This is a genomic window from Streptomyces sp. MGP-BFMKR1, assembly GCF_057766585.1.
Genome location: NZ_CM173408.1, coordinates 8,095,042 through 8,119,907, shown reverse-complemented (window position 1 = coordinate 8,119,907; position 24,866 = coordinate 8,095,042). Strand labels below are relative to the sequence as shown.

Genomic DNA, 24,866 nt, shown 5'->3' with positions numbered 1-24,866 from the left:
GGCCGTGGCGACGGGGTCGGCGGATCGCCGCCCCCGCGCCACGGCGCCGTTACGCCGCCGAGCCGCGTCCGAGACCGCCCCGGCCCTGCTGCCCACCGCCGCTGCGGCCGCTCGCACGGCCCCGGCCGGCGCCGCCGCCCTGGCCCGCGCTCCGCTGGCCCATGCCGGCGCCGCGCTGGCCGGCCTCGCCACGCTGGCCGGCCTCGCCGTGCGGGGCACCGCCGCGTCGGGCGCGGGCGGCGCGGCTACGGCGTCCTCGCGAGGAGGCGCTGCTGCCACCGCTCTGCGGGGGCGCGGCGCTCGGGGGCGGCGCGATGGTGACGGGAACGCCGGACGGCTCCTGGGCGCCGGTCACCCGGACCAGCTCCACGTCGCCGGGGCGCGCCTGCACGCTGCGCGGCGTGATGCCGGCCGCGTGCATGAGGCGGGTCATCTCGCGCCGCTGCTCGGGCAGGACCAGGGTGACGACGCTGCCGGACTCCCCCGCGCGGGCGGTGCGACCGCCCCGGTGCAGGTAGTCCTTGTGGTCGGTGGGCGGGTCGATGTTCACGACCAGGTCCAGGCCGTCCACGTGGATGCCGCGGGCCGCCACGTTGGTGGCGATCAGCGCGGTGACGCCGCCGTTCTTGAACTGGTCCAGGGTGCGGTTGCGCTGCGGCTGCGACTTGCCGCCGTGCAGCGCCGCCGCCCGTACGCCGCTGGCCAGCAGGCGCTTGGCCATCCGGTCCACGGCGTGCTTGGTGTCCATGAACATGATCACTCGCCCGTCGCGGGCGGCGATGTGGGTGGCCACGGTGTGCTTGTCGGTCTCGGACACGTGCAGCACGTGGTGCTCCATCGTGGTCACGGCCCCGGCCGACGGGTCGACCGAGTGCACCACCGGGTCGGCGAGGTAGCGGCGCACCAGCTTGTCGACGTTGCGGTCGAGCGTGGCGGAGAAGAGCATCCGCTGGCCACCCGGCGCCACCTGCTCAAGGAGCGCGGTCACCTGCGGCATGAAGCCCATGTCGGCCATCTGGTCGGCCTCGTCGAGCACGGTGATGCTCACCTGGTCGAGGCGGCAGTCGTCGCGCTGGATCAGGTCGGCGAGGCGCCCGGGGGTGGCCACGACGACCTCGGCGCCGCCGCGCAGCATGCTCGCCTGCCGGGAGATGGACATCCCGCCGACGACGGTGGCCAGGCGCAGCCGCAGGCCCTTGGCGTACGGCGTCAGCGCGTCGGTGACCTGCTGGGCCAGTTCCCGGGTGGGGACCAGGACCAGGGCCAGCGGCTGTCGGGACTGGGCCCGCTGCCCCGCTGTGCGGGCGAGGAGGGCGAGGCCGAAGGCGAGGGTCTTGCCGGAGCCGGTCCGGCCGCGGCCCAGGACGTCGCGCCCGGCCAGCGAGTTCGGCAGCGTGGCGGCCTGGATCGGGAACGGCGCGCTCACCCCGTTCTCGGCGAGCACGGTCAGCAGCGCGGCCGGCATGTCCAGGTCGGCGAACGACTCGACGGCGGGCAGGGCGGGCGTCGTGCTGACGGGCAGCGCGAACTCGGCGTGCCCGGTGGCGGGCGCGGGCTTGCGCCGGCCCTGTCCCTGCGGGCGGGGGCGGGGGCGACCGGCGCGGGACTGGCCCTGGCCGGATCGGGGGGAACGCTCGGTGGAGCGGGTGGAGCGGTTCATGCGGAACCTTTCCTCGAAACGGCACGTATCGAGGAAGTCCCGGCGGCGGCTTGGCCGCGCAGGAATCGCAAGAACGAACCGAAAGGGGTGATGACAGAACACGGCAGGAAATCCTGCCCCGCACTATCTGGGGGCGACGCCCGTATCTTTGTCGAACTCTTTTCGACGATTTCCAGGACGCACGGTGACGGAGAGCGTCACGCACACCGCGGAACCGTCCGGGGAATTCGGGCGGGCACCGGTCAAACACAAGACACCGCCGTCACGTCATCGGGACGGCGGCGTGGGCTGGGCCCGCACCCTGGGGTGCGGGCCCAGCCGCGCGGCGCTCTGGCCGCGCCGGATCAGACGGGCTGGATGTTCTCCGCCTGCGGGCCCTTGGGGCCCTGCGTCACGTCGAACTGGACCTGCTGGCCCTCAACGAGCTCACGGAAGCCCTGAGCGTTGATGTTCGAGTAGTGGGCGAAGACGTCGGGGCCGCCACCGTCCTGCGCGATGAAACCAAAGCCCTTTTCGCTGTTGAACCACTTCACGGTACCGGTCGTCATATCCGTCTCCTAACGGGTCATACGAGAATCCGCACCTTACGGAGCCTCTGTAGTCGCGCTGATCACCCGACCGGAGAAAATACACACCGGAAAACAAAAATGCGCCTGAAGGTCGAGAACCAGCAGGCGCACACAACGTCTATGGGAACCACAACTGCAACTGGTCCTAAGGTAGCACGCCCCATCGGGCGATGGGTGATCTTCGATGGTTACCACCGTCACACCTCGGCCCGACCGTGACACCGCGCGTGCGCCCGCGAGCGGCTACTCCCCTTGCCCCGCCCCGGCGACGACCACCTCCGGTGGGCCTCGCGGCCCCCGGGAACGTGGCCGATCATCGCCCCTCGCCCGGCGACCGGCCCGTCAGTACCCTGTGATCGTTCACGCGGCCGTCGGCTGGGAGAGGCACATGCGGTCCTTAACGTTCATCGTGGGCACCGGGCGCAGCGGCTCCAGCGCCCTGTCCCGCATCGTCAACCGCCACCCCGACATCCTCAGCCTGAACGAGCTCTACGCCTCGCTCGGCTCCACCGCCTTCCCCACCGAGCCGATCACCGGGGCGCGGTTCCGTCGGATCCTCACCGAGCCCAACCCGGTGTTCGACACGCTGACACGCAGCGGGGTGCCGCTCCCGGAGTTCCTGTACATCCGGCGCCCGGGCCGCTACGCGGCCGAGACGACCGGCATCCCCGCGCTGTCCCTGATGGTGCTGCCCCATCTCACCGACGACCCCGACGGCCTGCTCGACGAGGTGGCCGACGAGGTGTCGGGCTGGCCGCCACGGCCGGTGGCGCGGCACTACGTGGCCCTGTTCGAGCTGCTGGCCGCGCGGTTCGGGCGCTCGGCCGTGATCGAGCGCTCGGGGTACTCGCTCGGCTGGGTCCCCCGACTGAGCACGGCCTTCCCCACCGCCCGCTTCGTCCACCTCTTCCGCGACGGCCCGGACTGCGCGCTGTCGATGAGCCGCCACTCCGGGTACCGGGCGATCGCGCTGCTGCGGGAGGTCATGGAGCGCTCGAACGTCACGGACCTCTCCGAGCTGACGCCCGATCACGTCCGCGCGCTGCCGGCGGACCTGTCGGCGCTGCTCGGCGACCGTTTCGACGGTCAACGGCTGATCATGGACCGGGAGATGCCGGTCGAGGGGTTCGGGGCGCTGTGGTCGGAGTTGGTCACGGAGGGCGTCGGGCTGCTGGCCGAGCTGCCGGAGGAGCGCCGGATGACGCTGGCCTACGAGGACCTGTTGGACGCGCCGGAGCGCGAGTTGGCCCGGCTGGCGGAGTTCGCCGGCGTGGCGCCGCGCGCGGACTGGCTGGCCGCCGGTCGCGCCGAACTCCGCGACGGCAGCCGGGGCAGCGCGCTGAGGCTGCCCGACGCGGAGCTGGCGACCCTGCGCGAGCGCTGCGCGCCGGGCACCCGAGCCCTGGGCCGGGCGTAGCGCGGGCGGCACACCACGCCCGGCGCGTCCGTCCAGCTGTACGGTGCCACGTCGCAGCCGAGCCAGGCACGGGCGAGGCCGGGCGAGGGGGCGTACGACGCCCGCGCCCGTGCGGAGCTGCGCGGCTACGCGCTCCGCGGGTGCCCCGGCGCGCACTCGGGCGTGCCCGGATCTGGACGGCCCTCCGCACTGAGCGTTAGGTTTGAGGCCGGAAGCGTAGTCGAGGGTGCGCTGTCGCCCGCGCTGGGCAGGCTCGCGCCCCGCCCCCATCGGTCCCTGGATTCCGGGCCGCGGTCATCCCCGTGTGGCGTGCACGGGCCGCACGATCCCGGTCCGGCGGGCGGCACCGCGGCGGGCGGTGGGGTGGTCGGCGGTCACGAGCCGTGGGTCGGCATCCCGTCCGCGTCACGGCCGCCACGACACCGCCAGGAGACCGGCTCCCATGTCACAGCCCGCGCCCCTCCCCCACCACCGTCTACGGATCGCCGTCCTCGGCGCCGGCAGCATCGGCTGTCACCTCGGCGGCAGTCTCGCCGGCATAGCGGACGTCACCCTGATCGGCCGGCCCGCCGCCATGGACACGCTCCGCGAACACGGCCTGTCCCTGACCGGGGGTGGCCGCCCCGCCCTGCGCGTGGCCACCTCGGGCGGGCCCACCGGGGTGCGCCTGGCCACCAGCCCGGACGCGGCGGCCGACGCCGACTGCGTGCTGGTCACCGTCAAGTCGGCGGGCACCGCCGAGGCGGCCCGGCAACTCGCCCCGCGGCTCGCGCCAGGCGCCGTGGTGGTCAGCTTCCAGAACGGGCTGCGGAACACCCACGCCCTGCGCTCCGCCCTGGCCGAGCACCCGGTGCTCGCCGGCATGGTCCCGTACAACGTGGTGCGGACCGCGCCCGGCGCCTTCCACCAGGGCTCGGCCGGCACGCTCATGGTGGAGGCCGCCGAGCGCGCCGAGCCGCTGATCGCGGCCCTGGCCACGGCCGGGCTGCGCGTCGAGGCGCGGCACGACATGCGCGAGGTGCAGTGCGCCAAGCTCCTGATGAACCTCAACAACGCGATCAACGCGCTCTCCGGGCTCCCGCTACGTGACCAGCTCGGCCAGCGCGCGTACCGGGAGTGCCTCGCGCTGAGCCAGTCGGAGGCGCTCGCGGCGTACGAGGCCGAGGGGATACAGCCGGCGCGGCTGGGCCCGATCCCGGCCCGGCTCACCCCGCGGCTGCTGCGGTTGCCGGACGGGATCTTCCGCCGGGTGGCCGCCGCCACGCTGGCCATCGACGCCCAGGCCAGGTCGTCCACCTGGGAGGACCTCCAGCGGGGCCGGCCCACCGAGATCGACTCGCTCCAGGGCGAGGTGGTGGCGCTGGCGGCCCGGCACGCGCTGCCGGCGCCCGTGAACGCCGAGCTGATCTCCCTGGTACGGCGCATGGAGGCGGCCGGCCCCGGCGCGGCCCGGCGCTGGTCGGGCGGCGAGTTGCTGGCCAAGGTGACCACGATCCGCTGACGGCCGCCCCGTGGGCCGGGGCGGGGCGGAGAAATTCGCGTGCGCCCGGTCCGTCCGTGGGGAGAGCCTGTGGCATGACGTGGACGACGACCGACGACAACGGCGCCTTCCGTGCGACCGCGGGCCCCTTCCTGCGCGAGCGGCCCGACGAGCACACGGTCCTGATCTCGCTCGCCGCCTCGCTGCACGACGTCGGGCCTGACCGGTACAGGGACCAGCCGCCGCGCTACGGGTGGTGGCGCGGGCCGGACGGGGCCGTGTCCGGGGCGTTCGTGTGGACGCCGCCCTATCCCGTGCGGCTCTCACCGATGGCGCCCGCGGTCGCGGCGGACCTCGCGGCGCACCTGCTGGACGGCTCGCGACAGCTCGTCGGCGTGGGCGGGCAGCAGGCCGCCGCGGAGGCGTTCGCCGCGCGGTGGGCGCGGGCCACCGGCGGCGCCTGGCGGGTGACCGGGCGGCAGCGCCTGTACCGGCTGGGCGAGCTGGTGTCGCCCTCGCCGATGCCGCCCGGCCGGGCGCGGCGGGCGACGCGGGAGGACCGCGGGTTCCTGCTGGGCTGGTTCGAGGCGTACCACCGCGACCTCGGCGAGGACCCGGCCGACAGCCAGCGCGCGCTCGACGACCGGCTCGGCTACGGCGGCTGCACGCTGTGGGAGGTGGGCGGTGTACCGGTCTCGATGGCCAGCGTCACCCGCGCCAACGGGGGCATGGTACGCGTCAACGGCGTCTACACGCCGGACGCGCTGCGCGGGAGGGGGTACGCGGGCGCCGTCGTGACCGCCGTGTCCCGGGAGGCGCTGGACGCGGGGGTGCCGCGGGTGCTGCTCTTCGCCGACGTCGCCAATCCGACGTCCAACGCGCTCTACCAGCGGCTCGGCTACCGCGTCGTCGGGGGCCACGCGACGCTCGCGCTCGACCCGGCGCCGGCCCACGCGCGACCGGACGGCCGCGCGTGACCGACCCCCGGTCGGGCCGGACGGTCACGCAGGGGTGCCCGGCGTCAACTCGCGGAGCGGTCCGGCGAGTTCGGCCGCGTAGAAGTCCAGGAAGCCGTCGGGGTCGGGGCCGGCGTTCTGCATGACCAGGTGGTCGAATCCGGCGTCGGCGAAGCTGCGGGCCGCCGCGACATAGCGGGCCGGGTCGGGGCCGCAGGCGAACTTCTGGGCCACGTCCTGCTCGGTGACGGTGGTGGTCGCGGCGGCGAAGTTGACCGGGTTGGGCAGTTCGCTCATCACCTTCCAGCCGGTCAGCGCCCAGCGGGTGGTCTCGTGCGCGGCCTTGGCCGCCGTGTGCTCGTCGGGCGCCCAGGCCACCGGCACCTCGGCGTACTTCGGGCCGGCGCCCCCGGCCTCGGCGTAGCGCCGCACGATCTCGGGCTTGTCCTCCGTGGCGAACAGGCCGTCGCCGAGTTCGGCGGCGATGCGCGCGGAGGGCGGGCCGCTGGCGGCCACGGCGACGGGCGGCGGCTCGTCGGGCAGGTCGAAGACGCGGGCGTCCTCCAGGCTCAGGTAGCGGCCGTCGTACGAGCGGTAGCCGCCGCGCCACAGCAGTCGGATGATCTCCAGCGCCTCGCGCAGCATGGCGTGCCGCGCCCGGACGGCCGGGAACTCCCGCCCCACGACGTGCTCGTTGAGCCGTTCGCCCGAGCCGACGCCGAGCGTGAAGCGGCCGTCGGAGAGCAGCGCGAGGGTGGCCGCCGCCTGGGCGATGACGGCCGGGTGGTAGCGCACGGTGGGGCAGGTGACGCCGGTGGCGAGCCCGATGCGTTCGGTGCGCTCGGCGATCGCGCCGAGCACGGTCCACGCGAAGGGTGAGTGGCCCTGGTTGTCCAGCCAGGGGTGGAAGTGGTCGCTGATCTCCACGAAGTCGAAGCCGACGGCCTCCGCCCGCTGGGTCTGCCGGACGAGTTCCGCGGGCCCGAACGCCTCGGCGGCCAGCTTGTACCCGATCTTCATGTGCCTCCGCTCCCTGCCGATCGCTGGTCTGCCCGCCACGCGGGGCCGCGCGCGCTTCGTGAGGCCGCATTCGCGGTACGCGAAGCGCGCCGACGTTCCTTCCCACCGCGGCCTCGGCCGCGCCCGGCCGTACGCCTGTGACCTGGGGGATGTCGGGCCCGCGGCGGGGTGGCTGCGCGGCTTCGGGTGCCACGGGAGCGGCGCGACTAAACCCGTGGGCCACGTCTGACCCGGCCGGCCGCGCCGCGGGCGGGGGTGCCCGACCGGTGGGCGGGCGTCGCCGCTTCGCTCGGGGCCTGCCGGGCGCGGACCCGAGACCGAGTTCCCGGAGGGGGGCCGTCCGCCCTGGTCAGGAGCGCCGTCGGCGGTCACGCTGGGCCTCGGCACGGAATCGGATGGTGGGGGTGGTGCGGTTGTCCACTGAGCTACGCGACATGCTCGACGGGCTGTTCTTCGACAAGGAGATGTTCGCCCTGGTGAACGTGGCCGCCGCGGGCCGCCTCGACCAGCCCGGGGGACACCGTTGGCGGGTGCGGAGACTGCGGTGGGGGGCAGGCTGGCCGTTCCGCAAGCAGGCTTACACGGAGTGCCTGTGGCACCTGTGGCTCGCCTGCCCGACCGGGCACGAGGGGCTGCTCCGGCTCCTGTTACGGCATGGTCGGACCGCGCACGGCTCCGTGGCGCGTATCCCCTCGCAGGTGATGCTGGGCACCCACGACCACCTGGAGCACACGGACCTGGAACTCATCGTCGCCTGCATGGCGTGCCGCGAGCACCCGATCGGCGAGGCGACCCGCCGCCTGGTGGCCGAGCGGCGCCCCGCGCGGGTGGTGGACGCCCTCTGCGAGGCCGCCGTGGACTCCCCGTTCCTGGCCGCCTTCTGCGCCCGGGAGGGGCTGCGCCCCACCACCCCCGGGTGAGGGGAGCGGGGGCGCCCGGAGCGGCTGAGCACCGCTCACCGGCGCCCGTACGCCCCCGCACACGTGCGGCCCGGGCACAGGTGCCCGGGCCGCTCGCGGGTGGGGCGTGGGCGTCAGGTGACGCGCAGCACGGCCTTGTCGCGGGCCGTGGAGTCGCCGCCCACGTACACCTCGATGGTGCCCGGTTCGACGACGAAGCGGCCCGCGCTGTCGTTGGTCCAGAAGCCCAGGTCGTCGGCGCCGAGCGAGAAGCGCACGGTGTGGCTCTGGCCCGGGTCGAGGCTGACGCGGTGGAAGCCGCGCAGTCGGCGCACGGGTTGCGTGATGCTCGCGACCGGGTCGTGCACGTAGAGCTGCACCACCTCGTCGCCCGCCCGGTCGCCGGTGTTGCGGACGGTGGTGGTGACCTCGACGGTGTCGCCCGCGCGCAGCGCGTCCGCGCCGATCCGGTCCGCGCCGAGGCGGGGTGGGGTGATCTCGAAGGTGGTGTAGCTCAGGCCGTGCCCGAACGGGAACTGCGGCCCGGGCGGCAGGTCGAGGTACTTCGAGGTGTACTTCTCGTCCGCCCTGTAGGGGCGTCCGGTGTTCTCGTGGTTGTAGTGGATGGGGATCTGTCCGACGGTGCGGGGGAAGGACGCGGGGAGCTTGCCTCCGGGGTTGACGGTGCCGAACAGGACGTCGGCGATGGCGTTCCCGCCCTCGATGCCCGGGTGCCAGGCCATCACCACGGCGGGCGCGGAGGCCAGCCAGTCGCCCATCGTCAGCGGGCGCCCGCCCACCACGACGACGGCGAAGGGCTTGCCGACCTTCGCGATGGCGGCGATCAACTCGGCCTGCGCGCCGGGCAGTCCGAGCTGGCTGCGCGAGCTGGCCTCGCCGCTGATCGCCGAGGGTTCGCCGACCACGACGACCGTCACGTCGGCCGCCCGGGCCGCGGCCGTCGCCGCCTTGATCCCGCTGGTGTCCCCGCCCTCGGGGGGTACGCCCTGGGCGTGGCTCACCCTGGCCGTGGGGGCCGCCTTCCTGATCCCGTCGAGCACGGTGGTGGCGCGGAACTTCTTCCCGCCCGGGCCGGCCCAGGTGCCGTGCAGGTCGGGCGAGTCGCCGAAGGGGCCCACGACCGCGATCGAGGCGGTGTCGCGGCGCAACGGGAGCGTTTTCCGTTCGTTTTTGAGCAGTACCAGGCAGCGGCTGCCGACCTCGCGGGCCGCCTTGCGGGCCGCCGGGGTCGGGGCGGTGACGGCGGCGCCCTCGTCGACGTACGGGTTGTCGAAGAGGCCGAGTTGGAACTTCACGCGCAGGATGCGGGTGACCGCGTCATCGAGCCGCTGTTGGCTGATGTCGCCCGCGGCGAGCAGCTTCGCGCCGTGGTCGCGGATGGTGGTGCCGACCATCTCCATGTCCACGCCGGCGGTCAGCGCCAGCCGGGCCGCGTCCGCGGTGTCGGCGGCGAAGCCGTGCGTGATCATCTCCTGCACGCCGGTGTAGTCGCTGACCACGAAGCCGGGGAAGTCCCACGCGCGCTTGAGCACGTCGGTCAGGGTGTGGGGGTTGGCGTGCGCGGGCACGCCGTTGATGGTGTTGAAGGAGGCCATGACGGTGGCGACCCCGGCGTCCACGGCCGCCTTGAAGGGCGGCAGGTAGAGGTTGCGCAGCCGCGCCTCCGAGACGTCGACGGTGTTGTAGTCCCGTCCGCCCTCGGCCCCGCCGTACGCGACGAAGTGCTTGGCGCAGGCGGCGATCCGGTCCGCGCGCGCCAGGTCGGTGCCGTCGGCCCGGCCCTGGTGCCCGGTGACCTTGGCCGCGGCGAACCGCTCGGCCAGGTGCGGGTCCTCGCCCGAGCCTTCGGCGATACGCCCCCAGCGCGGCTCGTGCGTGACGTCCATCATGGGGGCGAAGGTCCACTGCACCCCGTTGGACCGGGCTTCGACCGACGCCACCTCGGCGTCCCGGACGGCCACCGCCGGGTCGAAGCTGGCCGCCTGGGCGAGCGGGATGGGGAAGGTCGTCCAGAAGCCGTGGATGACGTCGAGGCCGAACAGCAGCGGAATGCCGAGCCTGGACTTCTCGACGGCGAGCCGTTGCAGGGCGTTGGTGTGCGCCGCTCCGTGGAGGTTGAGCACGGAGCCGATCCGGCCGCTGCGCGCGGCCCGCTCGACCTCCTCGTTCTGGCCACCGCCGGGCCCCGTGTCACCGTTCCAGGTGAGTTGCTGGAGTTGGCCGAGCTTCTCCTCGACCGTCATCCGCCCCAGCAGCTTCCGGATCTTCTCCTCGTGGGGTCCGGCGCGGCGCGCCGACGGCTGCGCCGCGCGCGCCATGTCGCCTCCTCCCGCGGCCTGGGCCGCCGCTCCCGTGGCCAACTGGGCTCCCGTCGCGCCGCTCACGGCGACCGTGCCGCCGATCGCCGCGAGCAGGGTTCGTCTGCGCATGCCGTCCATGCTCTTCATCCTCTGAACGAAGTTGGCTGAGTGTGCGGCGTGTTCTCGGTGCGAGGTGCCGACGTTCCTGTCTCTTCTTGTGCCCTGCGGTGCCGGGCGGGTCAAGGGTCGGGACACGCCGTCCAGCAGCCAACCCCGTACGGGCCGGGCACGGGAGGCGGACGCGCGCGCCACGCGCGGGAGGCGGGGCAGGACCACCCGTTCGCAGGCCAACCCGCCGGGCGCGCGGGGCGCGGCAGCGTGGGAACCCGGCGCGGGGCGCGCGCGTTGGCCAGGTGAACGAGCGGGGGTGCGCGATGGACGAACTGGTTCCCGGTGCCAACCAGGCCCTGCCCGCGGGCACGCTGACGCTTCGGGTGCCCGGGCCCTTCGACGTGTCGGCGTTGATCACCGACGAGAGCGGACGGGTCGGCGGCGACGCGGACTTCGTCTTCTTCAACCAGCCCGGCGCGCCCGGCGTACGCCTCGACGGGAACGCGCTCACGCTGCGGCCCGAGCACCTGCGCCCCGGCGCCAGTCGGGTCACCGTGGTAGTCAGCCCGGCCGAGCCCGGCGCGGCGCTCAGCGCGCTGCCGCCGCCCGCGCTGAGTATCGCGCGAGCCGACGGCGGGCTCGTCACCCGCTTCACCCCTCGCCGCACGGGCCGGGAGACGGTGCTGCTGCTCGCCGAGGTCTACCGGCGCGGCGCGCGGTGGAAGGTGCGGGCGCTGGGCCAGGGGTACGCCGACGGGTTGGCCGGGGTGGCCCGCGACTTCGGCGTGGACGTGCTGGACGAGGCCCCGCCTCCCCCGGCCCCCGCGCCCGCGCCGTTGGCGGACGCCCACCGCGCGCCGCTCGCACCGGCCGGCGGGCGCGGCCCGTTGGCGCCGAGCGCGACCGGTGCGGACACGACCGGCGAGGCTCTCGCCCGGGTCAACGCGCTGCGCTCGCGCGCCGGCGCCCGTCCCGTCGCCCCCGACGGACGCCTGACCAGCGCGGCCAACGCGCACGCCGTGGCGATGGCCGCGCAGGAGCGACTGGGCGTCCAGGCCCCGGACGGCGTCTCGGTCTACCAGCGCGTCGCGCGAACCGGTTACGTCTGCCTCACCATCGCCGAGCACCTGGTCTCCGGGCCGCGCACGGCCGCCGAGTTGGTGGCTTACTGCCAGTCCGACGCCGCGCGCGGCGGGCCGCTGCTCGATCCGTCGGTCGCCCATGCCGGCGTCGGCCGCGCCGTCGGCGCGGCCTCGGGCGACGTGTACTGGACGGCGCTGTGGGCCGCGCCGTTCTCGGCCACGGGGCTGGCGCGCCTGGTGGCCGAGGTGGTGGCGCTCACCAACGCCGAGCGCTCGGCCGTCGGGCTGCGCCCGCTCGCCGTCGACCCCGGCCTGGCGACGGCCGCCCAGGCGCACAGCGCCGACATGGTGGCCCGCGACTTCTACGCCCACACCACGCCCGAGGGGCGACAGCCGTGGGACCGGGCGGCGGCGGCCGGCTGCCGGCACCGCGGCATCGGCGAGAACATCGCCTGCGGCCAGCGCAGCGCCGCCGACGTCGTCCGCGGCTGGATGAACAGCCCCGGCCACCGGGCCAACATCCTCTCCCCCGGCTTCGCCGAGATCGGCATCGGGTACGCCACGGGCAGCCTGGCCGGCACGTACTGGACGCAACTCTTCGGCACGGCGGGCAGGCACTGACGCCGGCCCCGGCGCCGGTGCGCCAGCGGCCCGAGTTGACCGTCCGGGGCGGTGGTCAGGTGCGCGCACCCCGGCGGCCTCGGCCCGCGTCCCGTCCCGGAACTCGCCCTGCCGGCCGAGGCGTTCGCGTTCGCGGGCGCGGTCGAGCGGGGCATCGTACGCGTCGGTGGCCTGGCTCGTCAGCTCGCGCAGGTGTACCCGGGACCGGGGGGCCAGGACGGAGGGCTGACGGCCGGTCGGGGTGCGGTGCGGCGGGCACGCGCGCCACTCCAGCCACCGACTCCGGGGCGCCCGACCCGGCCGGCCCGGGCCCGCCGTCATCGGCCGGTGGGGCCGCCCCCGTACCCGGCCAGGTGCCGGGTCACACGCGCCCGCTCCAGCGCGGGCCGACCTCGGCCCAGGCGCGCTCCCACTGCGCGGCGCGCTCCCGGTCGAGGCGTCGCTGCACCTGGCGGTGGGCGCTCAGGGTCAGGCAGCAGAAGCCGGTCGCCGCTATGGCACCGACCACGCCCGCCCGGGTGGCCGCCTGCGCTGGGCTGAGCGGCGCGGTGGTCAGCTCGCCGCGCTCGTCGGTCCAGATGGTCACCCGCTCGCCCGCCTCACGCCCCTCGTCCACCCGAGTCTGCCCGGTGTGCGTGGTGCCCGAGGTGTCCGTCCAGCGGACGGTGGCCCGCACCCGGTTGGCTCCCGGCTCGCCCAGCTCCGTGGGTCGCTGCGGCACGTCCCTGACGAGTACGGCCCGCGTCTGGTACCGGTTCTCGTGCTGCTCCATGAGCGGCTCCCGCGCCAGCAGGGCCGTCGTGACGCCGAGGGTCACCCCGCCCACCACCATGATCACGGCCGCCAGCAGCAGCGACCACGCCTCGATCACGTCCGTGCGGCGGCGCAACGGGTTGCGCCGCCAGCGCCACAGCGGACGGCCCAGGCCACGCCGCGTCGCTCTCGCGCTCATCGACTCACTCCCTCGGTGCGGTGCCACCCAGCAGGTCGGCCACCCGGCGGGTCGAGCGGGCTACGGGCCGTGACCCCCGTGACCCGCGGATCACAGCCGTCGCCAGTCGGGTACCGTGCCCGCCCCATGGCATGCATGCCACCTGCCACGCCGGCCCGCCGCGCGGACGGGGAGCGCGGCGGTCTCCCGCGCGCCGCCCGACCGGGGCACGGGGCCCGGCCCGGGCGAAAACCCAGCCCGGTGATCGGCGGCACGGCGCTAGAGTCGGTGCCATGACGGCAGACGAGGGGACCGTACGAGTCGACAGTTGGATCTGGTCGGTGCGGCTGACCAAGACCCGCTCCGCGGCAGCGACGGCGTGCCGGGGCGGCCACGTCCGCATCAACGGCGACCGGGTCAAGCCCGCGGCGGCCGTGCGGCCGGGAGACGAGGTGCGGCTCTTCCACGCGGGACGCGAGCGCATCGTCGTGGTCTCGAAGCTGGTGCGCAAGCGGGTCGGCGCCGCGATCGCCGCCGAGTGCTACGTGGACAACAGCCCGCCCCCGCCGCCGCGCGAGGAGGTCGCGCTGCTCGGCGTCCGGGACCGCGGCGCGGGCCGGCCCACCAAGCGCGACCGGCGCGAGATGGAGCGCCTGCGCGGCAACTGAGCGCGAGGCCGACAGCCGGGTGGCTCCCCGACCCCGGGGCGCCACCCGGCTGTCGTGCGCGGTGCCGGGCGGGGTGCGCGCCTGCCGTGCCGCGGTGCCCGGCGGGGTGCGCGGCCCGGCGCGGACCACCCGGATGCGGGCACGCCCGGCGGCCGGCGGCGGGTAGGGATCGTAGGCGCGGGGCGCCGGGCCCGCCGGCGCGGCCGTGTGGCGTCGCCCGGCGCCGCACGCCGTGGCTGCCCCGCCCCGTGGGCAGCCCGACCCGTCGCGGAGAGGAGAGCCACCGATGCGCTTCGCCGATCGCCGCGCGGCGGGCCGCGCCCTGGCCGAGCGACTGCTGCACTACCGCGCCGGCGGCCAGCACCCCGACCCCCTGGTGCTGGCGCTGCCCCGGGGTGGGTTGCCGGTCGCGGACGAGGTGGCCCGGGCGCTGGCCGCGCCGCTGGACATCATCGTCGTACGCAAGATCGGGGCGCCGTTCGCCGCGGAGGTCGGGCTCGGCGCGGTGGTGGGCGACGACCCGCCCCAGTACGACGAGGCCGCGCTGGCGCAGCTCGGGCTGACCGAGGACGACCTCGCGCCGATCGCGCACCGCGAGCGGGAGGAGTTGCGGCGGCGCACCGCCCTGTACCGGCAGGGCAGGCCGGAGCCCGAGCTGGCCGGCCACACCGCGATCGTGGTGGACGACGGCCTGGCGACGGGCTCGACGGCCCGGGCCGCCCTGCGCTTCGCGCGCGCCCGCGGGCCGGCCCGCCTGGTCATGGCGGCGCCGGTGGGCGCGCCGGACGCGGTGGCCCTGCTGCGCCCGGAGGCCGACGAGGTCGTCTGTCTGGAACAGCCGCCGGCCTTCCACGCGGTCGGCTCCTGGTACGCGGACTTCGCGCAGCTCACGGACGCGGAGGTGCTCCGGGTGCTGCGGGCCGACCACCCCTGACGGTCGCGTTCGCCCCTGCCCCCGCCCCCGGGCGCCCGCCAGGTCCGACGGGGCTCCCGTCCCACGGGCCGCACCGGTCGTCCCGTCGCCCACCCGGGGCGCGGGACGACCGGCGAGCACGCCCCCGCGCACGACCCGCCGACCCGCCATACGGGGCCGGCGGACGCGCCGGAAGCGGGCCGGTGGCGCGCGGGCGGGCCGAGGCCGACGTAGGTCGCGCGCCCTGCGCCCGCCGCGCCGTCACACACGACCGCCACTCCCCCGGCGCGGCTCACCCGCGCTCCCGCCCGTACGCCGGCACGCCGCTCGCCCGCCGTGCGGCGGCTCGGCGGTGCGGCGCCGACGTGACCCGCCGCGCCGAACGAGAGCGTTCCGTACGGGAGTTGTGTCGCTACGACTGGTCGGTGGGGGGCCGGGCGCGGGGTCAGAGCTCGTCGATGTCGATGGCCTCGGCCATCGCGTGGTAGCCGGCGTCGCTCGGGTGCAGGTGGTCGCCGCTGTCGTAGGCGGGGAGCAGCCGGTCCTCGTCGGCGGGGTCGGCCAGCACCTTGTCGAGGTCGACGACCTCGTCGTAGGCGCCGGAGGTGCGTATCCACTTGTTCAGTTCGTCGCGCTTGGTCTCGCCGCGATCGGTGTAGTAGCCGGCGCCCTTGAAGGGGACCAGGGTCGAGCCGATCACCTTGAGGCCCTTGGCGCGGGCCTGACGGATGATGTCGCGGTGGCCGGCGATCAACTGCTCGACCGACACGTCCGGGATCTGTCCCATCCCGCCCAGTCCGATGTCGTTGATGCCCTCCAGCACGATGACCGTCCGGATGCCCGGCTCGGCGAGCACGTCCTTGGCGAAGCGGTCCACGCCGCTCTCGCCCGTCCCGGGGGTGCCGACGGTGACCATGTTGCCGCTGATCCCGTGGTTGAGGATGCTGCGCGGGCCCTCTTCCCGGACGAACCGTTCCGCCAGGTCGTCCGGGTAGCGGTTGTTGGCGTCGATGGTCGAGCCCATCCCGTCGGTGATCGAGTCGCCGAAGGTCACCACGCCGTCGCGCCGCCCGTCACCCTTGCCGCGCACCTCGACGTCGGCGAGGTAGTACCAGGACGCCGAGGTCTCGGTGAAGGGCTTGCCGCTCTCATCGGGGCGCTGGTCGCCCGTTGCCCGGTAGGCCGTGGCGGAGGCCGCCATGTGGTAGGTGGCCGGGCCGGTCGGCTCGTGCAGGTACAGCGTGACGGTCAGCGACTCCAGCGCCCTGACCCGCAGCGGCACCGCGTCGGTGAACACCTCGCCACCCGCCGGGATCGTCACCGACTCCTTCTTCCCGAAGGCCAGCGGCCGGCTCGTGTCCTCGCGCACCGCCGCGCCCTTGTCCGTACGCCCGACCGTGGCCCCGGTCACCTTCAGCGGGGCGGTGCCGTAGCGGTTGGAGAGCTTGAAGCGGGCGCTCGTGCCCCCGACGCTGACCCGCACCACCTGACGCAGCGTCTGCTCCTTGAAGCCCTGCTGCGACCAGTTGGGGAACAACCCCCGCCCGGGCTGCTGGACGGAGGTCGACCAACCGCCCCGCCAGGACTTGCCGTTGAGCCGTTCGGCACTGCCCACCTCGGTGGTGGTCGGCGCGCCGCTGTCGGCCACCGACATCGGCGCGGGGGGCAGCACCAGCAGCACCCCCGCCGAGAACAGCACCGCGAGGGGGCGGGCCGCCGCCCGTAATCGCCGGGGCCCGAGGTCCGCTGCCCGGTTCGCCGGCGTGTGTCGTGTCCGGTCACTCATGGATGTGCTCCTTCTCTGCTTCGTCTCGCGCGCGTCTCGTTCGTGGCCGTGGTTCTCCCGTTCGTTGGTGCGCACGGCGGCTTGGCCACCCGCTTCGCTCGTCTCACTCCGCATCGCCGGCCTCGACGGCCCCGGCGCGGCACGGGCACACCAGGGCACGCACGCGTCACCGTGGGACGCGTGCACGACCTGGGGCACTTGCTCCGCTCACGTACCGGCCCGCTCACGAGCCGACTACCGCACCGCGGATGCTCAGGCTCTACGTCACCACCTCCCCGTGCGGGCGTCTACGGGGCCGACGTGCGGGCGAATCGGGAATTGGCCACGGCCCGCGAGCCGGCGCGCGCGCCGGACCCGGCCCTGGGCACGGCACATGGCGGGGCGCTTCCGGAGCCGCCGACGCGCCGCGCGGCGCTCCCGGCGCGTGCGCGGTGGTGAGCGCGCCAAGCGGCGTCGTGGGAGACGCCGCGCCCGAACGGCCGGTACCGATCGGCGCTTCCCGCGCCCCTCTGTCCCCGTCTGTCCCGCTAGCCGCCCATCCCTACCCCGGAGCCTCCACCCAGCCGCCCGCCGTCCGGGCTCGGCGCGGGGCGGGCCGGGCTCGGCACGCGCTGGGCCGGCGGGGTCGGTTCGCGCTGGGCCGGGGTCGGCTCGCGGTCAGGGGGCGCGTCGTTCGTTTCGTACGATGCGGAACACTGTGCCGAAACAGCCGAGCCGAGAGAGGGGATCTAGGTGGGAGCGGTTCCTGAGCCCCGTGTGCTCGCCCAGGTGAGCGAGCTGACCGAGGGGGCGTCCGGGGAGCAGCGCGGCGCCCTGTGGCGGCTCGCCGTCGACCAGCGACAACTGGACGCCAACGTCATTCGCCTGCCCCCGGGCGCCCGGGTCGCCGCGCACCTGGAGGCGCGGTTGGACGTGCTCCTGTACGTCATCGAGGGCAGCGGACACCTGGCGGGCGGCGGCGACGCGGCCCCGGAGGACGGTGCGGCCGGGCCGTCGGGCCAGGCGCACGAGGCGGACGAGGCGGGCGAGGCGGACGACGGGAACGAGGCTCAGGCGGTGCTCGGGCCGGGTGCCCTCGTATGGCTTCCGCACGGCTCGCGGCGGGCGCTGTCCGCCGGCGCCGCCGGCCTCACCTACCTCACCGTGCACCGCCGCCGCCCCGGGCTCAGCATCGGCGCCCCCGCCCCGGTCGAGCGGGCCGGTGGCGAGGCGGCCTGTCTGTTGCACCGCGTCTGCGTCGAGTGCGGGCGCCTCGCGCCCGAGACCGATGCCCGCTACTGCGGGCGCTGCGGCACCGCCCTGCCCGAGCACTGAGCCGAGCGCTGAGCCCTCGCGGGCGGCCGGCCGCCGGCGCCGCCCGGCCGGGTGGCCTGGTCACGGCGTACGACCGCCGCGCGCCGCCACCCCGCGCCGCCCCTCCGCGCCGACGCGGCCCGGCGGCTGGGCTGACTGGGGCTGAGCGAGCCCCGGGTCGACGGCTGGGCTGACCGGAGCTTGGGGCCGGGGCCGGGACCCGGACCGGCGCTCGGCGCGCGCACGCGTGGCGGCGCACCGCGCCGGGGTGACCCCCGGGGCGGTGCGCCGTGTGGTGCGTGGTGTCAGGCCGTGTGGCCGACGGGCCCGCGTCTCGCCGCGGGGCTCCGTTCGGTGGGTTACGGCACGATGCGCAGCAGCTTGTTGGGCGAGCCGCTGCCCGGGTTGGTCACCTTGCCCGGGGTGGCGCCGTTCACCAGGGCGGTGGCCACCTGGGCCGGGGTGGCGCTGGTGTGGTTGGCGAGGTAGACGGCGGCAGCGCCCGCCACGTGCGGGGTGGCCATGGAGGTGCCGGAGATGGTGTTGGTGGCGGTGTCGCTGGTCCGCCAGGCAGCGGTGATGTCGGAGCCCGGGGCGAACAGGTCCACGATGGAGCCGTAGTTGGAGAAACTCGACCGGGAGTCGCTGCGCGTGGTGGCGCCGACCGTGATCGCCTCGCCGACGCGGGCGGGCGAGGTGTTGCGGGCGTCCCGGTTGTCGTTGCCGGCCGCGACGGCGTAGGTGACGCCCGCGCGGATGGAGTTGCGCACGGCCGTGTCCAGGGCGGAGCTGGCGCCGCCGCCGAGGGACATGTTGGCCACCGAGGGGCCGCTGTGGTTCTTGGTGACCCAGTCGATGCCGGCCACCACGCCCGCGGTGGTGCCCGAGCCCTGGTCGTTGAGCACGCGGACGGCCACGACCTTGGCCTTCTTGGCGACGCCGTGGGCGATGCCCGCCGTGGTCGAGGCGACGTGCGTGCCGTGGCCGTTGCCGTCCTGGGCGACGTTGTCGTTGTCCACCGCGTCGTAGCCGTTGACGGCCCGGCCGCCGAAGTCCTGGTGGCTGATGCGCACGCCGGTGTCGATGATGTAGATGGTGGTGCCGCCGCCCGCGCTGTCGGGGTAGGTGTACTTCTGGTCCAGCGGCAGGTTGGCCTGGTCGATCCGGTCCAGACCCCAGTTGGGCGGGTTGTTCTGGGTGGCGGTCGCGTGCACCGTGGTGTCCTGGATGACCTGGTCGACGGCCGGGTCGGCGGCGAGCTTCTTCGCCTCGCGCTCGCTGAGCTGCGCGGAGTAGCCGTTGAGGGCGGCCGTGTAGGTGTGTCTGACGGTGCCGCCGTACTCGGCGATCAGGCTCTTGCCCTCGCCCGACGTGGAGGCGATCCCGGCGGCCTTGTTCAGGGTGACGATGTAGCTGCCCTTGATGGCGCCGGCCGTGCCCGCGTCGACGATCCGACCCTCCGCTGCCTTGGCCTCGGTGGCCTGGGCGGGGAGCGCGGAGACCGCGCCGAGGGCGGTGACGGCGGCCACCGCGGCGACTGCCGTGGCCAGTCGGGACTTGCGCATGGGTATTGCCATGGTGAGGGGTCCTCCTCATCGTGGCGCGCTGCGGTACGCGCGCGGGGGATGCAGGGTGTGCATGCGCGGTTCTCTTCGGGCTCGGCGACGGAGGGGCCGAGGGATGTGCCTGGGACGGACCGTGTTGCCGAGCCGTGCTGTCGCGGTGTGGTGGGGGTAGGTGTGCCGGCCCCCACCGGAGGTGTCGCGGCAGCGCACGCAGGCCGTCGCTCCCGTGGGGGCGAGCGCCGAAACAGGCGATCGGTACGAGGTGGGTGACGGGCTGCCGTGGCTGAACCTTGGCGCACCCCGCGTACATGACACAAGAGCGCACTGAAGGCCATTTTCCACAGTGATGCACGCTCACGCGAGCCGGCCGCGCGCTCCACGCGCCGCACCCCGGCTCGTATCAGGGCGCGGACCTGCGTCTCCCGCGCGAACTGTGGTGGTCGGCGCGGTGGACGGAGGACGAAGCGGGTTTCACAACGAGGCGCGTGGTTGTGAACAGGGCCACACGGAGGGGCCGTTGGAGCACCGGGCGGCGCAACAAACAGTTAACACTCCGCGGCGCGCGGCCCGCGCACCGCCCCCCTCCCGACGCGCGTGCCACCCCCGCTTCACCCACCTGTGTCGCGGCAGCCGCTCCCGCCCCTGGGCACAGGGCCATTCGGGTGAGCCCGGGTTGGTGACCCCTCCGGTGGGCATCGACCTCCACATCCCCACCGCCCGCGGCCACCGGCCTCGCCTCGTGCCGCCGCGTGGGACGGCCGCGGGCCGTCGGCCAGGCACATCCGTCAGGCCCCGCCGATCAGACACCTCACCCAGGCGCGCCGATCAGGCATTTCACTCACGTCCTCTCATCAAGCTAGGAGTTGCCCCATGTCGCACCGTCCCACAAGGCTCAGAGCACGGACGTCACCCGGCGGGAAGCGGGTCTCGAAGGCACCGGGCCGCCGGAGGGCGGTCGGCGGGGCGGCGCGGTCCGCGTTGGTCCTGACCACGGCCTCGCTGCTGTTCGGCGCCATGACGCTGAGCGCGCACGCGGCCAGGGGCGAGTTCGAGTACCTCGGGGCGGACAACAACAGGCCGGACACCATCTCCGACCCGCCCAACGGGTGCCGCACCCTCAACGGCGGCGCCGCCAACGCCAGCAACCGAACGGACACGGTGGCCACCGTCTACCGGTTCTCCGACTGTCGCGACTCCGGGAGGATCGCCACCGTGCCGGCGCGCGGTGGCACCTGGAACGGCGCTCCGACGCTGACCGTCGCACACGGCGTCAGGTTCGGCTGATCCCGCGCGGGGCGCCCGGGCCCGGGCGCCCCGCGCCGGCGCGCGTCACTCCTGGAGCACGAGCTTGCCCAGCAGCGTGCGCGTCAGGGCGAAGTGGTCGGCGTGGACCAGCCGGCGGCCCACCGGGAGCGGCCCGCCACCCACGGTGACCGTGTCGGTGGCGGTGGCCGCGTCGGTCAGGTACGTCTCGTGCTCCTCGATCCGCAGCCGGTGCACCGCCACCGGCGTCAGGGGCGGCGACGGGGGTGTGAGCAGCCCGGTCCAGGCGAAGCCCGCGCCGCGCGCCGCGCAGCCGAGTTCCACCGGTGGCCCGACGTCGGTCCAGGCCAGGTCGCCGGCGGTCACCTCGCGTCGCTGGAAGGTGGCCCGTACGCGTCGGCTGGCCGCGATGCCGGGCAGCCCCGCCCCGGCGCGTTCGCCGAGCGAGTTGGCCGCGACCGGGCCGGTCAGCTCCAGTTGGATCCTGCCGTCGGAGGTCATGGTCCCGGTGGCCGTGCGCCGTGGCACCAGTTGGGTGAACTCCGCCGTGGTCACCTTGGACAGGTGCAGCGGGTCGACGGAGTGCGGTTGGTAGCGCGCCAGGGCCAGTCGCAGGTACGGGAAGTACGCGGTGTCGTCGGCCAGTTCGCCCAGCGTGACGTCGATGTCGCAGTACCACAGCCGCAGGCTCTCGTCGTACTCCGGTGTGAACGCCGCGACGGCGGCCGTCACCTGCTGCCCGTCGACCAGTTCGGCCAGCGCCCGATCGGTCGCGGTGGCCGTGGCGTTGGGGAAGTGGGCGGGCGTGAGGAGGGGCGAGGCGGTGGCGTCCGACCACAGCGGGTCCGTGGCGTAGCGGGTCACCAGGTGGTCGGGCAGGTCGGGGTCCGGGGCGGCGCCCGGGTGGAGGACGACGGCCAGCATCTCGTCGTCGCCCGACGAGTACCAGGGGCGCTTGAGGTAGGCACGCACCCCGGCGCGGTGGCGGGTGCGCGTCACCCGGTGCCGCGCGTGGTCCACCTCGCGCTCCCAGGTGAAGGTGGGCACGAGGTGGCTCAGCTCCGGAGGCTCCGGCCGGCGGGTGCTGGGCACGGACCACCCCTGGCCGGTGGGGCCCGGGTTGTCCGGGCCGCGCCGGGTGATGAGGTCGGTGCGCCGGGTGATGTCCGGGTGGAAGTACTCGCGGAACCGGGTGGTGGCGGTCGGCGTGTAGGTGACGTCGCGGTGCCGGGTGTCGCGGAACTCGTGGCGCGCGCCGAACAGCGAGCGGACGTCCTGCGCCGGGCCCACCGTGACGTCCCCGACGTGGGCGTGCACCGTGACGCGCTCCGGCGCGTCCTGGGTGACGTCGTCGATCCACTCCTGCCAGGTCGCGTCCACGTCGACGCGACCGGTGCTCCCGGCGTGGTTGCGTACGCTGCCGCCCAGGTCGGCGAAGGTCTCCTCGGCCCTGCGGCGGAAGGTGAGGTCACCGATGACCGGCCGCTCCAGCGGCTTCTCCACGGCGTGCACCAGGGTGAGTTCGACCCACGGGGTGATCAGCCAGTTCTCCCCGTCGGCGGCGGCGACCGTCAACTCCTCCCGCTTGTCCGGCGGCAGTCCGGTCGTCGGGTCGCTCCACCGCGGCGAGCCGGTCAGCAGCCGCCACTGGTGGAAGGTGGTCAGGTCGTCGCGGTGCACGTGGCAGCTCATGCGGACGGTGGCGAACGTGGCCTTGGGCAGGAAGACGGTCAGCTCCCGGTCGACGAGCCCGCGCCAGACGGGTGGGCCGCTGCCCTCCTCGATCCTCAGCCGCAGCGGCCTGGCCTGCGGCCACGGGCCGGGGAAGGCGTACGTCTCGGTGGGCTTGCCGCCGGGCAGCCCGCGGAAGGAGACGCCGCGCGCGAGCACGTCGGGCAGGTACGGCAGGAGCAGCCCGCGGCCGTCGTGGACGACGTACTCGCCGGGCGCGAGGCCCGCGCCACGGGGCACCGGTAGCGGGGTGAGCGGCACCGGGTCGTGCGGGCTGTGCTTGGCGACGTGGAGGGCGCCGACGGCCTTGAGGTCGACGACGCGGTCCGGGTCCTCGGCGAGGCTGACCCGGGTGTCCAGGTAGCTGCCGGCCTCGCGGGAGGCCGCGGCGAAGAACCGCCGCCGCTGCGCCGGGGGCCTGGTGGGCCCGAACGCCGCGTCGTACACACCGTGGTGCTCGGCCATCTGGAGCGCGGTCTTGGGCGGGCTGACGTGTCGCTCGTCGAAGGGGCGGTAGCGCCGGTCGAGCGTGTCCACCGGCGTCTGGGCCTCGTGGTCGGGGACTTCGGCGTTGCGCTGGATGGCCCACATGTCGGCGGGCAGGGGCGTTCCGTCGTCGGACACGGTGCTGCGGATGACCAGCCGGGGCTCTGACTCGCCCTCCAGGAAGGGCCAGCGGGGGACGATCGCCGGCGGCGGCACCGGCTCCCACCGGCCGTAGGTCAGCGCCTGGGTGACGGTGCTCGGCGGAGTCTCGGCGTCGAGGCCGGGCCCGTTGCCCGCGAGGTCGACGAGGCGGGCGCGCAGGCGGTAGGTGCGCCCGTAGCGCAGTGCGGGCAGACTGCCGGGGCGCGGCCGGAAGCTGGTGTCGAGCGGGAAGTCCGGGGAGAGGTCGGGCTCGGGCACCTGGGGCAGGTTGTCCTCGCCGATGGTGCGGCCGGGCGGCGGTGCGGCCAGGCTCCAGCCGTGCCAGCCGAACAGCGCCTGGTGGACGTAGTGGTGGCGGTCGTCGGTCCGGTCCTGGGTGAGCGTGCTGGCCTTGACGTGCCCCTCGTCGGGTTCGGCCTGGATGGCGACCGGGGGCTTGCCCGGCCGTCGGATCGCGTAGCTGCCGGTGCGGGCGCACAGCGGGTACCAGCGGGCCACCTGGCCCGTCGCGTCGTCCACGACGCCGACGTCCACCCGGTAGCCGCGGACCAGGTGCGCCGCGTCCAGGACGGCCGTGGGGACGGGGGTGCCGTTCTGGTCGACGCCGGCCACGTGGCGCGCGTCGGCCTCCAGTTGGTCGGCGAGGTCCGCGTCCCGCCCCTCGACGAGCACGGTCAGGCCCGCGCCGTGCAGCGCGGGGGGCGCGGTGGCCTCGGGCGCGATCGCGCCGGCGGGCTCCGACGGGTTGGCGAAGAGTTGGTCGAAGATCCGGGAGAACTCGACGAACTTCATCGCCGCGCCGTCCACGTCGAGGTCGGTGACGTGCACGCGGCTGTCGCCGAGGCCGAGCATGCGGTGTCCGTACGGGCCGGCGTCGTCCGCGTACGCCTCGCACCGCTGCCCCGCCACGTAGCGCAGCCGGGTCCACGGGCGCAGGCTCTCGTCCGCGTTCAGCCCCTCGTGTGGTGGGGCGAAGGTGACGCGGGCCTGCCACTGGTCGGCGAGCCCGGGCGGCGGGGTGACCAGCAGGTCGAGGGCGAGGCCGAAGCGTCGCAGCAGCTCGGGGTAGTCGGCGAGGAGTGCGCAGGCCGCGTGGAAGTCGAGGTCCGGCTCCTGTGGTGGGGGCGGCGGCGGGTCGGGTTCGGCGCCGGGTTCGGGGGGCGCGGGGCGCCGGTCGTAGAAGCGGTACGCCTCGGCGAGGCCGAGTTCGGCCTGGAAGGGTGCGTAGTCGGGGTGCGAGCGGTCGATGTAGCGGGGCCGGTACGGGTTGGCGGCGGCCTCGGCGGCCGGTTCGCCCGGGCCCTTCGTCGGGGCGCGCCCGATGAGTCGGTCGAGCCGCTGGTAGGAGGCCCCGACGGAGCGGGCGAGGTCGCGGACGGGCTCGGTCAGCGGCGTCGTCAGGTCGTCCGTGTGGGGGTGGTCCCAACTGGGCGGCGGCTGCGGCGGCACCCTCGGCGCGTCGCCGGGGGTCGCCACGCCCTCGCCGCCCGGGTCGGGGAAGGCCCGGCGGACGGCGGTGGCGGTCGCGGCGTTCTCGTACAACGTCGTGACCTGGGCGTGTACGGCCCGGCTCGGGAAGGACCGGAGGGTGATCGGCTCGGCGTCGGCCGCGAGGAGCGCGGCCGTGGGCACGGTGACCCTGGTGTCGGTGGGGAACAGCTCGCGCCACAGGGTGCTGTCGGGCGGCGGGTAGCGGTCGGGCTGCGGGGCGGTGGGGGCCGTGGCGCTCGCCCCGCCGGGCGCCGCGCGGAACTCCACCTGGAGGGCGTCGGCGTAACGGGCCAGGGTCTGGGGCCAGTCGACGAAGTCGGCGAAGGCGCCCAGTGTGGTCCCGCCGGTCAGACGGGGGGTGACCAGCACCGTCAGGCGGAGGTTGGCATCGGTGGTGAGCCCGTCGGGCAGGACGGTCCAGCGGATCGACTCGGGCATGGG

The 24,866-nt window shown here is 75.0% G+C and carries 17 protein-coding genes; 9 read left to right on the top strand and 8 right to left on the bottom strand.

What is annotated here, in order from left to right:
- Positions 1 to 49 precede the first annotated feature (49 nt).
- Both AC3CHW_RS32425 and AC3CHW_RS32420 read right to left on the bottom strand, forming a co-directional pair.
- Entirely contained in the window at positions 50 to 1,660 is a 1,611-nt protein-coding gene (locus AC3CHW_RS32425) for a DEAD/DEAH box helicase (RefSeq protein WP_488468848.1), read from the bottom strand.
- A 344-nt stretch (positions 1,661 to 2,004) separates the two neighbouring features.
- A complete protein-coding gene (locus AC3CHW_RS32420; RefSeq protein ID WP_176160216.1) occupies positions 2,005 to 2,208 on the bottom strand; it encodes a cold-shock protein in 204 nt (67 codons plus the stop codon).
- A 409-nt stretch (positions 2,209 to 2,617) separates the two neighbouring features.
- Here AC3CHW_RS32420 and AC3CHW_RS32415 point away from each other — a divergent pair, with 409 nt between their 5' ends.
- The 3 genes from AC3CHW_RS32415 (at position 2,618) to AC3CHW_RS32405 (ending at position 6,103) form a co-directional block, all read left to right on the top strand.
- The gene (locus AC3CHW_RS32415) at positions 2,618 to 3,646 is read left to right on the top strand and encodes a sulfotransferase (protein ID WP_398611537.1); all 1,029 of its coding nucleotides are present in this window, start codon (positions 2,618 to 2,620) and stop codon (positions 3,644 to 3,646) included.
- Positions 3,647 to 4,088: 442 nt separating this feature from the next.
- On the top strand, positions 4,089 to 5,147 hold the full coding sequence (locus tag AC3CHW_RS32410; RefSeq protein ID WP_387602719.1) for a 2-dehydropantoate 2-reductase: 1,059 nt from the start codon (positions 4,089 to 4,091) through the stop codon (positions 5,145 to 5,147).
- Between the two features lie 74 nt (positions 5,148 to 5,221).
- On the top strand, positions 5,222 to 6,103 hold the full coding sequence (locus AC3CHW_RS32405) for a GNAT family N-acetyltransferase (protein WP_488468847.1): 882 nt from the start codon (positions 5,222 to 5,224) through the stop codon (positions 6,101 to 6,103).
- 24 nt (positions 6,104 to 6,127) lie between these two features.
- Here AC3CHW_RS32405 and AC3CHW_RS32400 read toward each other — a convergent pair whose 3' ends face one another.
- On the bottom strand, positions 6,128 to 7,102 hold the full coding sequence (locus AC3CHW_RS32400; RefSeq protein WP_488468846.1) for a TIGR03557 family F420-dependent LLM class oxidoreductase: 975 nt from the start codon (positions 7,100 to 7,102) through the stop codon (positions 6,128 to 6,130).
- Between the two features lie 413 nt (positions 7,103 to 7,515).
- Here AC3CHW_RS32400 and AC3CHW_RS32395 point away from each other — a divergent pair, with 413 nt between their 5' ends.
- Positions 7,516 to 8,022, top strand: coding sequence for a hypothetical protein (locus tag AC3CHW_RS32395; protein ID WP_488468845.1), 507 nt, complete (start codon positions 7,516 to 7,518; stop codon positions 8,020 to 8,022).
- 113 nt (positions 8,023 to 8,135) lie between these two features.
- Here AC3CHW_RS32395 and AC3CHW_RS32390 read toward each other — a convergent pair whose 3' ends face one another.
- Positions 8,136 to 10,460 carry a glycoside hydrolase family 3 N-terminal domain-containing protein gene (locus tag AC3CHW_RS32390; protein WP_488471246.1) on the bottom strand — a complete coding sequence of 775 codons (2,325 nt, stop codon included), beginning with the start codon at positions 10,458 to 10,460 and terminating at the stop codon, positions 8,136 to 8,138.
- 296 nt (positions 10,461 to 10,756) lie between these two features.
- Here AC3CHW_RS32390 and AC3CHW_RS32385 point away from each other — a divergent pair, with 296 nt between their 5' ends.
- Positions 10,757 to 12,136, top strand: a complete 1,380-nt coding sequence (locus AC3CHW_RS32385; protein WP_488468844.1) for a CAP domain-containing protein — start codon at positions 10,757 to 10,759, stop codon at positions 12,134 to 12,136.
- Between the two features lie 361 nt (positions 12,137 to 12,497).
- On the opposite strand, the gene AC3CHW_RS32380 is transcribed toward AC3CHW_RS32385, so the two are convergent.
- Positions 12,498 to 13,088: an Rv1733c family protein gene (locus tag AC3CHW_RS32380; protein ID WP_488468843.1), complete on the bottom strand. Its 591-nt coding sequence runs from the start codon at positions 13,086 to 13,088 to the stop codon at positions 12,498 to 12,500.
- Positions 13,089 to 13,360: 272 nt separating this feature from the next.
- Here AC3CHW_RS32380 and AC3CHW_RS32375 point away from each other — a divergent pair, with 272 nt between their 5' ends.
- Positions 13,361 to 13,735 carry an RNA-binding S4 domain-containing protein gene (locus AC3CHW_RS32375; protein WP_359327386.1) on the top strand — a complete coding sequence of 125 codons (375 nt, stop codon included), beginning with the start codon at positions 13,361 to 13,363 and terminating at the stop codon, positions 13,733 to 13,735.
- Between the two features lie 286 nt (positions 13,736 to 14,021).
- Positions 14,022 to 14,669, top strand: a complete 648-nt coding sequence (locus AC3CHW_RS32370) for a phosphoribosyltransferase (RefSeq protein ID WP_176160225.1) — start codon at positions 14,022 to 14,024, stop codon at positions 14,667 to 14,669.
- A gap of 424 nt (positions 14,670 to 15,093) precedes the next feature.
- Here AC3CHW_RS32370 and AC3CHW_RS32365 read toward each other — a convergent pair whose 3' ends face one another.
- Positions 15,094 to 16,434 carry an SGNH/GDSL hydrolase family protein gene (locus tag AC3CHW_RS32365; protein WP_488468842.1) on the bottom strand — a complete coding sequence of 447 codons (1,341 nt, stop codon included), beginning with the start codon at positions 16,432 to 16,434 and terminating at the stop codon, positions 15,094 to 15,096.
- A 777-nt stretch (positions 16,435 to 17,211) separates the two neighbouring features.
- Between AC3CHW_RS32365 and AC3CHW_RS32360 the strand changes: the two genes are divergently transcribed.
- On the top strand, positions 17,212 to 17,748 hold the full coding sequence (locus AC3CHW_RS32360) for a hypothetical protein (protein WP_488471245.1): 537 nt from the start codon (positions 17,212 to 17,214) through the stop codon (positions 17,746 to 17,748).
- A 338-nt stretch (positions 17,749 to 18,086) separates the two neighbouring features.
- On the opposite strand, the gene AC3CHW_RS32355 is transcribed toward AC3CHW_RS32360, so the two are convergent.
- Complete coding sequence (locus AC3CHW_RS32355; protein WP_398611546.1) at positions 18,087 to 19,304, bottom strand: S8 family peptidase; 1,218 nt, start codon at positions 19,302 to 19,304, stop codon at positions 18,087 to 18,089.
- 858 nt (positions 19,305 to 20,162) lie between these two features.
- On the opposite strand from AC3CHW_RS32355, the gene AC3CHW_RS32350 reads away from it, so the two are divergent.
- Positions 20,163 to 20,576, top strand: coding sequence for a hypothetical protein (locus AC3CHW_RS32350; RefSeq protein ID WP_488468841.1), 414 nt, complete (start codon positions 20,163 to 20,165; stop codon positions 20,574 to 20,576).
- 45 nt (positions 20,577 to 20,621) lie between these two features.
- On the opposite strand, the gene AC3CHW_RS32345 is transcribed toward AC3CHW_RS32350, so the two are convergent.
- The gene (locus AC3CHW_RS32345; protein WP_488468840.1) at positions 20,622 to 24,863 is read right to left on the bottom strand and encodes a hypothetical protein; all 4,242 of its coding nucleotides are present in this window, start codon (positions 24,861 to 24,863) and stop codon (positions 20,622 to 20,624) included.
- Positions 24,864 to 24,866 lie beyond the last annotated feature (3 nt).

Coding starts and splice junctions, on each gene's coding strand:
- AC3CHW_RS32425 (WP_488468848.1), bottom strand. CDS start 1,660: ATGAACCGCTCCACCCGCTCCACCGAGCGTTCCCCCCGATCCGGCCAG.
- AC3CHW_RS32420 (WP_176160216.1), bottom strand. CDS start 2,208: ATGACGACCGGTACCGTGAAGTGGTTCAACAGCGAAAAGGGCTTTGGT.
- AC3CHW_RS32415 (WP_398611537.1), top strand. CDS start 2,618: ATGCGGTCCTTAACGTTCATCGTGGGCACCGGGCGCAGCGGCTCCAGC.
- AC3CHW_RS32410 (WP_387602719.1), top strand. CDS start 4,089: ATGTCACAGCCCGCGCCCCTCCCCCACCACCGTCTACGGATCGCCGTC.
- AC3CHW_RS32405 (WP_488468847.1), top strand. CDS start 5,222: ATGACGTGGACGACGACCGACGACAACGGCGCCTTCCGTGCGACCGCG.
- AC3CHW_RS32400 (WP_488468846.1), bottom strand. CDS start 7,102: ATGAAGATCGGGTACAAGCTGGCCGCCGAGGCGTTCGGGCCCGCGGAA.
- AC3CHW_RS32390 (WP_488471246.1), bottom strand. CDS start 10,460: ATGGACGGCATGCGCAGACGAACCCTGCTCGCGGCGATCGGCGGCACG.
- AC3CHW_RS32385 (WP_488468844.1), top strand. CDS start 10,757: ATGGACGAACTGGTTCCCGGTGCCAACCAGGCCCTGCCCGCGGGCACG.
- AC3CHW_RS32380 (WP_488468843.1), bottom strand. CDS start 13,088: ATGAGCGCGAGAGCGACGCGGCGTGGCCTGGGCCGTCCGCTGTGGCGC.
- AC3CHW_RS32375 (WP_359327386.1), top strand. CDS start 13,361: ATGACGGCAGACGAGGGGACCGTACGAGTCGACAGTTGGATCTGGTCG.
- AC3CHW_RS32370 (WP_176160225.1), top strand. CDS start 14,022: ATGCGCTTCGCCGATCGCCGCGCGGCGGGCCGCGCCCTGGCCGAGCGA.
- AC3CHW_RS32365 (WP_488468842.1), bottom strand. CDS start 16,434: ATGAGTGACCGGACACGACACACGCCGGCGAACCGGGCAGCGGACCTC.
- AC3CHW_RS32355 (WP_398611546.1), bottom strand. CDS start 19,304: ATGGCAATACCCATGCGCAAGTCCCGACTGGCCACGGCAGTCGCCGCG.
- AC3CHW_RS32350 (WP_488468841.1), top strand. CDS start 20,163: ATGTCGCACCGTCCCACAAGGCTCAGAGCACGGACGTCACCCGGCGGG.
- AC3CHW_RS32345 (WP_488468840.1), bottom strand. CDS start 24,863: ATGCCCGAGTCGATCCGCTGGACCGTCCTGCCCGACGGGCTCACCACC.